Here is an 11,508-nt window from a genome sequence, read left to right on the forward strand (position 1 = left end):
GAGGCAGGGCAAGCTTGTTCTTGCCATGACAGGACCGCTCCGCCGCAGGGGCGGCGCTCGGGAGCGGCGCCGCCCCGTACGCTAGGACCAAGTCGGTCATCCGTTCAAGACGTACGACTGAGAAAATTCATGTCCCGGCCACGGCGGTGCGTGGAACCCCGGCAGGAGGGACCTGAGAGCGGGCGAGCGCTCCGCTCCGCAGACAGAGGTCAGCTCTTCACCGGATCGAAGGTCTCGACCAGCGGGTCACAGCCCGAACGCCAGGGGCGTGAGCTCGTGGGGATCCAAAGACAGTTCGGTCCAGATCGTCTTGCCGGTCGGTGTGTAGCGGGTTCCCCAGCGTTGCGTCAGCTGTGCGACGAGGAAGAGGCCGCGGCCTCCCTCGTCCTCCATCGCGGCTCGCCGCAGGTGCGGGGAGGTGTGGCCGCCGTCGGAGACTTCGACGATGAGTCCGCGTTCCCGGATCAGCCGCAGGCGGATCGGTGGGCGGCCATAGCGGATCGCGTTGGTGACCAGTTCGCTGACGGCGAGTTCCACGATGAAGGAGGCGCTCTCGTCGACTTCCCACCGTTCGAGCCGTTCACCGACCAGCGACCGCGCGCGGCCCACTTCGCCGGGGTCGGCGGGTATGCCCCAGGTGGACACCTGGTCCTCCGCGAGGGCGTGCATCCGGATCAGGAGCAAGGCGGCGTCGTCCTCCGGCGGCCGCGGCAGCAACGCGGCGGTGACCCTGTCGCAGAGGTGTTCCAGAGGGTCGCGCCCAGGGCGGGAAACCGCCTCGCACAGGGCACGAATCCCCGCATCGATGTCCCGGTCCCGGCTTTCCACCAGTCCGTCGGTGTACAGCACAAGCACAGCGCCTTCCGGAACCTCGACCTCCACGCTCTCGAAGGGAAGGCCGCCCAGGCCCAGCGGCGGCCCGGCGGGAAGGTCGAGGAGTTCGGCCCGTCCGCCTGGCGTGACCAGCGCAGGCGGAGGATGGCCCGCTCGTGCCATGACGCAGCGCCGCGAGACCGGGTCGTAGATCGCGTACAGGCAGGTGACGCCGAACGCCTGATCCTCCTCCTCGTCCGCCGTCCGGATGGCACCGGCCTGGATCACCAGGTCGTCCAGGCGGGCGAGAAGTTCTTCGGGTGCGAGATCGAGCGCCGCAAGGGCGGCCACGGTCGTACGCAGGCGCCCCATCGTGGCAGCCGCGTTCATGCCATGGCCCGCCACGTCCCCGACCACGAACCCGACGCGTGCCCCGGACAGCGGGATGACGTCGTACCAGTCCCCACCGACACCCACCGGCCCCGCTGCCGGTAGATAGCGATGGGCCAGCTCCACCCCGGCCGACCGGGGCAGCGCGCGGGGCAGGAGGTCTTGCTGCAACGTCAGCGCGGTCGCGTGCTCTCGGGCATACCGGCGGGCGTTGTCCACACACACTGCGGTGCGGGACGCCAATTCCTCGGCCAGCGCGACTTCCTCGGCATCGAAGGGATCACGCGGCGCGGACCGTACGAAGGCCACCACCCCCATCGCCACGCCCCGGGACTCCAACGGCACCACCAGAGCGCCGGACGCCGGGTCGGAGACGGGCGCGGCGTCCGCGAGACACCTCGGACCTGCCTCGTCCAGGGCCGCAGCCGCGATGTCACCGACCGCCGCGGCCCGGGCGTTCCGGGCCACCTCGCACAGCTCGGAACCGGCCTTGCCGCCGTTCGCCGGCACCGGGGGGTCCTGCCCGCTCAGGACCGACGCGAACAGGCCGACCACGACCGCGTCCGCGAACTCCGGAACCACCAGATCGCCCAGCTCACCCGCCGTGCGCCGCATGTCCAGAGTCCCACCGATACTGGCCCCCGCCCTGCTGAGCAACGCCAGGCGCTGCTGCGCCACGTAACGCTCGCTGATGTCCACGCCGGTCTCGCAGACCCCGACGGGCACCCCTTCCTCGTCGTTGAGCACGAAGTACGAGGCGGTCCAGACGTGCTCACGCAGGGGCTCCAGCGGGGTGACGCTCCGGTAGCGCATGTCGATCACCGGTTCGCCGGTCCGCGCGACGCGTCGGATGATCTCCTCGACGTCCTGCACCTCACGGCCTTCGTCGTACAGGAGCATCCCCTCCGGGAGGAGGCTCTTCTGAAACTTCCCTGCGCATTCCTCCACGCGGACGCCGAACTGCGCTTCGACCGCGTGATTGAACCAGCGAATCCGGCCGTCCGTCTCGTAGATGGTGAGCAGGACGGGCGACTGGTGATAGATCCCGGCCGTCACGGCCCGATCGACGGTCCGCTCGCGCAGTTCTCTCGCGGGCATCGCCCGGACGAGCCAGGCAACCCCGGATGCGCCGTCGGACAGTCGACGGCAGTCGACGGCCACGTCGACGCGGTGCCCGTCACGGTGGCGTACCGACCGGATGTCCGGCGTCCGCCCACGACGCCTCCCGTCGGCGAACACGCCGGCGCCGGTGTCCGCGTCGGCCAGGATCGCGTCGGCAGGGCGTCCCAACACCTCGTCCGGGCGATATCCGAACAGCGCCTCGGCCTCTCGGCTCCACCCCACGAGCCGCCGCTCGTCGTCCAGCACCATGATTGCGTCATCGGCCGCAGCCACACCGGCGGAAAGACCGCCTCGCGAGGGTCCCGCGTCCGGGGGGTTGCTGAGCTCACTCATGGCCGTTCCGAGTGTCCGGTGGTACGGAGCCGTGGCCTCCAATGTATCGCCGGGCCCCACACCTAGCTCATTTCCACATGTTGATCGTATGATCCAGTCGATTGACCCTGTCCAATCGGCTGGATCTTGTCAAGATCCCTGCGCGCGGAGCACCCCTGTGACCAATCCCCCCATCCCTCCCGTCGAGCGACCCACACCAGCGCCCGGCCCGGACGGCAGGCCGGCCCGGCCGAGCGCCACCGCCACCGCCACCGCCACCGCCACCGCCACCGAGGCGGCACCTCCGCCCGCGTGGCGCGGGCTCCTGGATCCCGAATCACTCCTGGCAGCCGACTTTCTGGCCGAGGTGCTCCCACAGCCTCTGCACACCCTCGGCCTGGAGGGAGTGCGGCGGTTCGCGGCCCCGCAGCCTCCGCCCCGACGGACCCGGGTCGCGTCCGTGACGGAAGAGGACGCCACCTGGACCGACGCGTTCGGGGTGGTCCGCTCCGTGCCGGTTCGGGTCTATCGGCCCCATGCGCCGGGCGCGGATACGGCCGGCCTGCCCTGCCTGCTCTATCTCCACGGTGGGGGCTTCACTGTCGGCAGCCTGGACGGCGTCGACGAAGTGTGCCGTCTCTTCAGCCACCACGCCGAGTGCGTCGTGGTCTCGGTCGACTACCGGCTGGCCCCCGAGCATCCGTTCCCCGCCGCCATCGACGACACCAGGGCGGCCCACGCCTGGCTCGTCGAGAACGCGGACCGCCTCGGCATCGACAGCCGCCGCGTAGCGGTCGGCGGCGACTCGGCCGGCGGAGGACTGGCGGCGTCGCTCTGCCTCGACCTGCGCAGCCGCGGACTGCCCCAGCCCGCGCTCCAGATCCTCGTCTACCCGGCGGTGGACGACTCTTTCGCACGCCCGTCCTGGACCGAGTTCGCGGACGCACCCCTGATGGGGGCCGCCGACGCGCAGTGGTTCTGGCGTCAGTACGTGAGCGACGGCGGCATTGCTCCTGGCTCACTCGCGGTGCCCTTCAAGGCCGCGACCCTCGCCGGTCTCGCCCCCGCCCACGTCATCACCGCGGAAGTGGACTGCCTCCGCGACGACGCCGAGGCATATGCGCGCCGGCTCGGGGCAGAGGGCGTCCCGGTGCGGCACCGCCGGTACCGCGGCGTGTACCACGGGTTCTTCACAGAGATCGACGCCTTCACGAAGGCCACCGAAGCCGTCGCGGATGCGTGTACCAGCCTGCGCGGCGTCTTCACCGATAGGGGCCTCCCTAGGTGACCCAGCCGACCCCTGGGACTCCGCTCGTCTCGACGCACCGGGCGAACCGATTTCGGTAGCGCGGCCGGTCACGGCTCTCGAGTCCGTCCCTCTCCGAAGCCCTCAAGAGCCTCCGCACCGTACACTGAGCGGCTGTCGAGTCCATGCGATCGAACAGGACGTTGGACGGCCTGGCAAGGGAGGGATTGGCGCCCTCCCCCTCGGTCACGGAAGAGGGACACAGGTCAGCGCACCCGACCCCGCGCCTTCAGCTGGGTCGCCGGGGCCTCGGGCGCGTCCAGCCGGGCGCCGTCGTAGCCCTTCACCCCCGCCGAAGCGGGAGCCGGTCACCCAGTCCTCCCTCGCCTGGCGGACCTCCTCGTCCGGGCAGCCCACGGAGTTCCACCACATGACGATTAACGCGCATCACCGCAGTTCAGCGACAGCGTCTGCCTGGCAAGGCGGTGTGCGAGGTCATCGCCCGAGCCGACCGGACAGGAGTTCGCGTCCAGGTCGTCGCCGGCGGAACCACAGACAGACGAGCGATGCCCCTCACCGAAATCGCGGGCAGCCCCGCCGCAGCCCGCGCGGACGCCTGCCGCCGGCTGCACCACGCGGCCGCCCGGCTCGCCGCTCGACGAACAGAACAGCTCCGCAAGCCACCGTCATCGGATGAACCAGCCACCCCTGCACTCCCGCCCGCGATCCCCCGGATCCCCCACTCCGGCACAATCACGGGCGGGTCTTCGTGCCTGGCGGGGGCAGGGCTCGCAACCGCTGCCGCAGCACTCGCCCCGGCCTCAGACGCAGGCGTCGCCGTCCTCGCTGAGATCCGGACCATACACGGTCCAAGACCCCGCGATGGGCTCCCAGGATCACCGTCCTTGCTGGTCAGAAGGGTGTCTCGCCTGTACCGCCAGCAGACGAAGAACCTGCTGTTCCGCCAGAAGCGGTGAAGTCAGGCTACTTCCCATAGGCCAGCGTCCAGGGTCCGGGCAGCCTTGGTGATGCTGCCCGGCATCAGGTGCCGGTAGGTCCGGTACGTCTCCTCGATGGACTTGTGCCCCATCCACTCCGCCACTGGCCTGGCAGATGGACTTCGCCAAGGCGTCGCGCTTCGGTGCACCGGGCGGTGACTCCGGTCTCGGCGGACCGAACCCGAAGCCCGGCCAGGTCGTGGTCAACGAGCCGCTGGCCCGGTCCCTGGGTGTGGATCCCGGTGATCCGATCACGGTGTACCTGTTCGGGGCACCCCGGACGTACCGGGTCGAGCGCGTGGTGCCGGAGCGGGGCCTTGCCGGGGTGGGTCTGGGCGGCAGGCTGAACCGCGACGTGTTCCTGCCGCCGGAGGCCCTGGACTCCGCCGCCCGGGCCGCCGGAGCGGAGCCGCGCTCGGTCACCTTCGTGTCCAACCGCGGCGGCGTCGAGGGCGGCGACGCCCTGACGGACCGGGTGACGGCCGACATCCGGCAGGCACTGGGCCCGCTCGCCGAGCAGACGGCGATCGACACTCCGAAGCACACCGTCCTGCGGGATGCCAGACAAGCCGGAGACTCCCTCGGAGCCCTGTTCCTCATGATCGGCAGCTTCAGCATCATCGCGGGCGCCCTGCTGCTGGTGAACATCTTCGTGATGCTCGGCGAGGAGCGGAAGTCCCAGATGGGGATGGTGTGGGCCGTCGGTATGAAGCGCTCGCGTCTTGTCGGATCCTTTACACTCGAAGGGGCCACGTACGCGTTGCTGTCCGCGCTGCCGGGCGCGGCCATCGGGGTCGCCGTCGGCTGGGGCGTCGCCGTGGTGGCGGCGCAGATCTTCCAGGGCTGGTCGGTCGGTGGCAGCAGCATCCGCATCGCGTTCGCGATCACACCCACCAGCGTCCTCAACGGGCTGGCCATGGGCCTGCTCATCGCCTTCGCGGCGATCCTCGCGACCAGCGTCCGCATCAGCAGGTTCAACATCATCGCCGCGATCCGCGACCTCCCCGCCACGCCCGGACAAGGGCCGCGCCGCCGTCTACTCGCGGTCTCCACCGCCCTGGCCATCCTGTGCGCGTTCGTGGCCGTCCCGGCCGTGGCGCGCAGCCAGTCCGACGCGACGTACCTCATGCCGGCGCTCGTCCTCGCCTTCTCCGTTCCGGCACTGCTGCGCGTTCTCCCCCGTCACACGGTCACCACCCTGGTCGCCGGAGCCGTGCTCGCCTGGACGCTCCTGGCACCCGTCATACGCCCTCGGATCTTCGACACGCCGTCGATGTCCGTGTACGTCATCCAAGGCGCCCTGGCCGCCTTCTCCGCCGTGGTGCTCGTCAGCGACAACCAGAAGACACTGCTCCGCCCCGTACGACGACTCCTCCAGCGCCCGACGGAAGGCGGTCTCGCGGCGCGACTCGCGGTCGCGTACCCCTTGGCCAAGCGGTTCAGGACCGGCGCGACGCTGGTGATGTACACCCTGATCGTGTTCGTCCTCGTGCTCCTGACGGAGATCTCGGGCATCCTCCGCGCCGGTGTCGACGGCGTCGTCGCCGACGCCACCACCGGATACTCCCTGCGGCTCGACTACAACCCCGAGGTCGCGGGCGATCGCCTCGTCTCCGATCTGCGTGACGGCCCGTCGTCCGCCGGGATCTCCGCCGTGACACCCCTGCTCAACGCCATCGGGCGGGCCACCGATCCAGGTGGCCGCAGCCCTCGACCGCTGGACACCGCCGTCGTCGGCGTACCCGACGGGGCGATCACCGGCATCACGTTCCGCGAGCGGCTCCCCGGCCTGGCCGACGACCCCGCGGTGTGGCGGGCTCTCGCCTCCGACCCCCGCTACGTCGTTCTCGACGGCTTCTTCGGCAGCACCGGCGGCCCGGCCGGCGACTACTACGACCCCGGGGACACCCTCAGCCTGACGGATCCCCGGACGGGCCGCAGCGAACAGAAGGTCATCGCCGGCGTGCTCAGCAACGGGATGGTCTTCTACCCGGGTACCGGCGCCAGTTCGACCACCTACCCCGTGGTGATGAGCGAGCAGGCGACGCGCGAGCTGTTCGGCACCCAGGCACAGAACGCCTCCGCGCTGGTGAGAACCGGCCCCGGCACCGCACCCGACGCCCTGGCGACCCGACTGCAGGGCGAGCAGCTCTCGTCCAGCCTGGTCGCCACGCCCATCGAGTCGGACATCCGGCGCCAGTTCGACTCCAGCACCGCCTTCTTCCGCCTCATGCAGGGTTTCCTCGTGCTGGGCCTCGGCGTGGGCATCACCGGCCTCGGCGTGGTCATGGTCCGTGCCGTGCGCGAACGCCGACGCACCATCGGCATCCTGCGGGCCTCGGGTTCCGGGCGCGGACCGTCCAGCGGTCCTTCCTCTGGGAGAGCACCTTCGTCGCCGGGGAGGGAATCGTGCTCGGCTCGCTCCTCGGCGTGCTGACCACCTGGCTCATGTACAGCAACAGCGCCGCGTTCGAGGGCCTCGAAGGAGGATTCCCGGTCGAATGGGCCAGCATCTGCGGCCTGGCCGCGGCCACCTTCGTCGCCTCGCTCCTGGCCACGATCGGGCCGGCCCGGCGCGCGGCCGCCATCCGTCCGGCCCTCGCGGTCCGCGTCACCGAATGACGAGGGGCCAGGGCGGCTCGTCTCGCCCACCCCGGTGCTGAGGCACCGCCGTCACGAGATCCGCTTCCCGGCGCACCGCCTCCTCGTCACGCGTCGAGCTACCGGGCGATGTCGTCCGCCCAGGCGTCGATCGCCGCCCAGTCCCGGTGGTCCCCGTAGCGGCAACCGAGCAAACGGAACAACAAGGCACCCTTCCGATCGAGGTGCTCGCGCCGGATCACGCCCGAGAAACTCCGATGGTCCCGAGGGCGGACAAGCTCGACGAGAGCGGCGATGCGCGGCTGCACCATACGTTCGGCAAGCCGGCGCAACGGTCCCGGCAGGGCCGCGGCCATGCCGACGCTGAACATCCACGTCGGCTGATCGCCCAGGCGATCGGCGTTGTTCCTGGCGAAGCCTTCCGCCGCCGGCAGCCAGGCACCGTCGTGGACCGCGCTGCCCAGCACGAGCGCGTCGCCCGGCAAGGGCCCCTGCCCCTCGGAGGATGCGCGCAGCGCCTGGATCTCCACACGGTGTCCGTTCAGGCACAATCGCTCACCGATCCGGTCGGCGATCTCCTGCGTGGAGTGGTGCTCGGAGGCACAGAGGATCCGAACGGAGGCTATTGCGGCTCACCGCTCCGTGCCGGGAGACCGGTACCGGACGTGACCGGCGCTGCGCAGGGCGTCCCGTGCGTTGTGGCTGAACCTCGATGGACGGAGCGGCATCGGGTCTCCTCCTTCTCCTCCCCCACGCATGCCCTCGCTGGGGCGGAGAAGCATCGGGTGCCGCCCTCGGATCCCCCGAACAGCCGGGCACGACGACCGGTACAGCCCACTGTCGACGGTGAACGTGCGGCCTGGTGCGGGCCGGGCTCCACCGCGTGATCTTCGACGAACTCATAGTGCGGGGCGAGCTGAACGGGCCGCGGTGCGGGATCGATTCCGCCAGGCTGCGGGTCAGGACATCTGGGCTTCGCCGCTGCCACCACCGAAGGCGCCGTCATCGCGTCGCGCCGGCAGCCTCAGGGCGAAGCAGGTGTGGCCGGGTCGGCTGGTGACCGTCGCCCGGCCGTCGCGGGCACGGGTCACGGCGTCCACTACGGCGAGGCCGAGGGCCTTTCCTTCGGATCAGCGGGCGGACCAGATGAACGTTGATCCGCACCCCCGAGGCGGCGGACCGCTGGACCTGGCTGATCCTCGCGGCCTCCACCAACTGCGACCGGCCCGGACCGCTGGCCCCCCTGGGCGGGTGCGCCCGGACCCCGGTCCGGGCGCACCCGCCCATGCGTTGTCCTGGCCCGTGTCGCCCGACTACACCGAAGCCTCGGCCCCTGCGCTGGGGGCGAACCCGCTTCCCTGCTCGGCGAACACCTTGATCGCGGCGCCCATGAACTCCACCAGCCCGGGGTGGTAGGAATCGTGGAACGCCCTCATGGCCTCGTCCTCGGCGTAGAAGAGCGACATGCCGACGTACGCCTCCCTGGAGGGGGTGTAGAACCGGCAGACGATGTCGAAGTGCCTGCGGACGAGCTCCTGGATCTGCTGGTCTCCGGGTAGGGAGCCGCCGTCCAGGAAAGCCGTGATCTCCCGGTACAGGACGTCCCAGTCCTGGTGGACCCGCTCCCTGTCCACATGTTCCCAGTCATTGGTCTGGGCAAGGCTCCTCGCCTGCTCCTCGGCCAACGACCGGCGACACTCGTCCTCGTAACTGTTCCCCACGGCACCGGTTCCCGTCGTTTCGTCACCTCTCCGGTGGATCCCCGAGAGGCCGCCGACATGTCGACATCGACCGGCCGCCGATGATCAACTGCCGGTCCAGGCCGAACGGTGACACACGGGCACCAGGTCGGCAAACCATTTCCTGGACCCTCCGGCGCTCCCTCCCGGTCAACCGGCGGCGGAAAGGCGCAGCTCGAACGACGAGCCGTCGGAGCGGGACATCCAGCCGCTCGACCGCGCGGCCCGGATTCCCGCGGCGACCTCGCTCGGCAGGACGAGCTCGGCCGGCACCGAGTCCAGTTCCATGGCGACCGGTCGACCGGTCTCCACGACGAGTGCCGTCCCGGGGCAGACAGCTTCCTCGACCACGTAGCCCAACGTACCGAGGTGGTATTCGCAGCACCGGCGGTTCCTGCTCACCCGCCAGCGGTACTCGACGCCGTCGACGACGATGCGGCGGAAACCCTTCTTCGTCAGTTCCGCTCTCTGTCCCTCCGCGAACGGCCGACCGGTCGCCACATTGTCCCGTACCCCGACGCCGCCCGCTGGCCCGACGTGGTCCGAAAGAGAGGGCCTGGTTCGACTGCCGCTGACCTTCACTCTGGCGGACGACTGAAGGTCGCCGCCGTTCACGATGGTGGAGGGCGACCCGAACTTGCCTTGGCAACGGCTAGTGCTCTGACCGGGAAGGTTCACCGAGTTGAGGGTCTCCCGCTGTCCTGCACGGGGTCTTCTCGGTCGCCCAGGAGCGGAACATCGTGAGGGCCTCGGTGAGGTTGCCGGGGCCGCAAGCAACGTGGAAAACCTTGTCGGATGTCCATGCCGAGACCCAGTCGTGCGTGGTGCGTTCGACATCCTGACGCGGGTATTCGCGCTCTTCGAGGTCCGTTTCCTCTAGATCTATGCGAACTATCCAGCCTGGGTTGTCAAGCGTGTCGATCTTCACGCCCCACTCGTGCTCCCAGTCACCGTCGCACTGCTCCATATACCAGTCCTGCAGCCAGCCAAGGACATGTCCGGAATCGCTCATGACAGGGATGCTAAGCCTGGGGTTCGGAAGGTTTGGAGTCGGAGTGTCAGGCTGCGGTCGGTAGTGGTCTACCGCCCCAGCGGATGCCCCGTTCGCTGCGGATGCGTGCGCGTTCGCGTCGTTGGGCGGCCAGGACGTCGGGGTGGCGGGCGTTCTGGTTGCGCCAGCGCAGGTAGGCGTGCAGGGCCCGGGTCTGGACAGTGTGGTCCGGATGGTGGGAGTTGGCCAGGGTGAACTGCCGAAGCGGCCCGAAGTGGGCCTCGATGGGGTTGGCCCAGGACGCGTAGGTGGGTGTGAAGCACAGCTCGACCTTGTTCTTCGCCGCCCATCTGCGGATTCTCCAGTTCAGGTGGGCGGAGAGGTTGTCGAGGATCACGTAGATCGGGGCGCCGTCCGGGCGGGCGGCTCGGATCGTTCGCAGGGCGGCCCAGGTGTGATCGATGCCTTTGCGGCGCCGGTTGATCCCCCACAGCTTGTCGTCGCCGACGGAGTAGCAGCCGTGGAAGTAGGTGATGCCGTGGGTGCGGCGGAACGTAGCCGGCAGCCGGTCGGGGCGGTTTTGTTCAGCCCAGCAGGAGCCGGCGGTGGGGCGGATGCCCAGCGGCCCGAACTCATCGAAGGCGAACGTGCGGTCCGGCCGCTCGTTGACCGCGTACTCGATCCGGGCGAGCTTGGCGTCGAAGGCCGGGCCTGGGGATTCCTTCCAGGTCTTCGTCCGCTGGAAGGTGATCCCGCGGCGGGCGAGTAAGCACCGTAGGGTCTCGCGGCCGATGCGGACGGGCCTGGCGATGTTGCGGCGCAGGTGGTCGGCGAGTTTGCGGATCAACCAGCGGGTGAAGGGCTTGTCCAACATGGTCGGGCGGGTGGTGGCCGTCTGGATGACGAAGTCCTCGTCGTCACGGTTCAGCAGGCGGGGACGGCCTCCCGCCCACTGAGGGTTCAGGCATGCGAGCCCGATCTCATTGAAGCGGTGGATCACGTCGCGGACGGTGTCCTCGTCCGCCTGGACCAGACGCGCGATCACCGGGACAGTGCTGCCGCCGGCCGAGGCCAGCAGCATCATCGCCCGCCGGAACCGCACCGAGCTGGTACTGCCCCGCCGAACGATGTGCTGGAGCTTCTGTCCCTCCTGCTCCGTCAGCCTGCGGACCTTGACCGGTGGTGCCATCCCGCCTCCCCTGCTGGTTGGAAGCGACATCGCTTCCAACCAGCACAACGAGCAACCCGGTGAACCTATGCGGTCACAGCACTAGGTTCAGGAACCGTTCAGGACCT

Annotated in this window: 8 protein-coding genes and 3 pseudogenes; 3 read left to right on the top strand and 8 right to left on the bottom strand. The window is 69.8% G+C overall.

Translation table 11 applies throughout. The features are described 5' to 3' along the window. Positions 1 to 246: 246 nt before the first annotated feature. Positions 247 to 2,658 (bottom strand): SpoIIE family protein phosphatase, encoded by a 2,412-nt coding sequence (locus tag BLW86_RS03755; protein ID WP_143060215.1) that lies wholly within the window; start codon positions 2,656 to 2,658, stop codon positions 247 to 249. 157 nt (positions 2,659 to 2,815) lie between these two features. Here BLW86_RS03755 and BLW86_RS03760 point away from each other — a divergent pair, with 157 nt between their 5' ends. Further along, positions 2,816 to 3,925, top strand: a complete 1,110-nt coding sequence (locus tag BLW86_RS03760; protein WP_256341192.1) for an alpha/beta hydrolase — start codon at positions 2,816 to 2,818, stop codon at positions 3,923 to 3,925. 224 nt (positions 3,926 to 4,149) lie between these two features. On the opposite strand, the pseudogene BLW86_RS42870 reads toward BLW86_RS03760, so the two are convergent. Then, a pseudogene (locus BLW86_RS42870) lies at positions 4,150 to 4,321 on the bottom strand (pirin family protein); the annotation flags it as partial. Positions 4,322 to 4,862: 541 nt separating this feature from the next. Beyond that, a pseudogene (locus BLW86_RS42875) lies at positions 4,863 to 4,985 on the bottom strand (integrase); the annotation flags it as partial. A 494-nt stretch (positions 4,986 to 5,479) separates the two neighbouring features. Here BLW86_RS42875 and BLW86_RS43925 point away from each other — a divergent pair. Both BLW86_RS43925 and BLW86_RS43930 read left to right on the top strand, forming a co-directional pair. Further along, positions 5,480 to 5,851: pseudogene (locus BLW86_RS43925) on the top strand (FtsX-like permease family protein); the annotation flags it as partial. Positions 5,852 to 6,690: 839 nt separating this feature from the next. Further along, positions 6,691 to 7,503: an FtsX-like permease family protein gene (locus tag BLW86_RS43930; RefSeq protein WP_371129663.1), complete on the top strand. Its 813-nt coding sequence runs from the start codon at positions 6,691 to 6,693 to the stop codon at positions 7,501 to 7,503. 98 nt (positions 7,504 to 7,601) lie between these two features. Here the strand turns inward: BLW86_RS43930 and BLW86_RS03775 are convergent, their stop codons facing one another. The 5 genes from BLW86_RS03775 to BLW86_RS03795 form a co-directional block, all read right to left on the bottom strand. Beyond that, positions 7,602 to 8,108 (bottom strand): flavodoxin domain-containing protein, encoded by a 507-nt coding sequence (locus BLW86_RS03775; RefSeq protein WP_093872684.1) that lies wholly within the window; start codon positions 8,106 to 8,108, stop codon positions 7,602 to 7,604. 687 nt (positions 8,109 to 8,795) lie between these two features. Continuing rightward, positions 8,796 to 9,203 carry a TipAS antibiotic-recognition domain-containing protein gene (locus BLW86_RS03780; protein WP_093872685.1) on the bottom strand — a complete coding sequence of 136 codons (408 nt, stop codon included), beginning with the start codon at positions 9,201 to 9,203 and terminating at the stop codon, positions 8,796 to 8,798. A gap of 168 nt (positions 9,204 to 9,371) precedes the next feature. Further along, complete coding sequence (locus tag BLW86_RS41465; protein WP_143060216.1) at positions 9,372 to 9,572, bottom strand: hypothetical protein; 201 nt, start codon at positions 9,570 to 9,572, stop codon at positions 9,372 to 9,374. Positions 9,573 to 9,873: 301 nt separating this feature from the next. Further along, on the bottom strand, positions 9,874 to 10,233 hold the full coding sequence (locus BLW86_RS03790) for an immunity 53 family protein (protein WP_093872687.1): 360 nt from the start codon (positions 10,231 to 10,233) through the stop codon (positions 9,874 to 9,876). Between the two features lie 46 nt (positions 10,234 to 10,279). Then, positions 10,280 to 11,401 (bottom strand): IS630 family transposase, encoded by a 1,122-nt coding sequence (locus tag BLW86_RS03795; RefSeq protein WP_093872688.1) that lies wholly within the window; start codon positions 11,399 to 11,401, stop codon positions 10,280 to 10,282. Positions 11,402 to 11,508 lie beyond the last annotated feature (107 nt).

Origin of the sequence: Streptomyces sp. TLI_105, assembly GCF_900105415.1 — a bacterium.
In the GTDB taxonomy this organism is placed as follows: domain Bacteria; phylum Actinomycetota; class Actinomycetes; order Streptomycetales; family Streptomycetaceae; genus Streptomyces.